General features: G+C 54.5%; 1 protein-coding gene. It reads right to left on the reverse strand.

What is annotated here, in order from left to right:
• Positions 1-156 (reverse strand): helix-turn-helix domain-containing protein (locus F2B26_RS17735; protein WP_210766862.1); only part of this gene is annotated, 156 nt, incomplete at its 3' end.
• Positions 157-517: the final 361 nt, after the last annotated feature.

Below are 517 nucleotides of genomic sequence, written 5' to 3' on the forward strand. Positions count from 1 at the left end.
GCCATGCTGGTCATAGGCCTTCGCCAGCCGAAATACCTGACGCCGGCCAAGCCCCATCAGCGCTGCGGCGTCCGCAACTTTGATCCTGTTCGCCGCCAGATCCTGCAACACGCTCATCCGGTCGATCTCCGTCCGGCTCATCGCAATCACCGTCATCGGCCCAATACTCCCCAGCTGAAACCGTGGAGAGTGACATCTCTATCTGGGCCAACAGTGACTTCTCTATCTGGCGTCTACAATCCGGATTCGCGTAATGAACGATTATGGAATGCGGTTTCGATATTAGATGTTTCGCTACGCCTATCGCGATGACGCGAACACTTTGATTTTTCCAGAAGCAGTCGATGTACGTCGAGCTTTTATGGTGATCATTCACTTCGTTTCCGGCTTTCGAATCTGCAACAACCACCATCCACCGCGATGTGTCACAAGCGAAAGAGAGTCGGGGTACTGAGGAGGCGCGGAATCCGGCGCAACGCGGATGAGGACGTAGTCCCAATCTTCGAGGTTGTAGTGC

The sequence above is a fragment of the Cellulomonas citrea genome, from assembly GCF_009829685.1.
Taxonomy (GTDB): domain Bacteria; phylum Actinomycetota; class Actinomycetes; order Actinomycetales; family Cellulomonadaceae; genus Cellulomonas; species Cellulomonas citrea.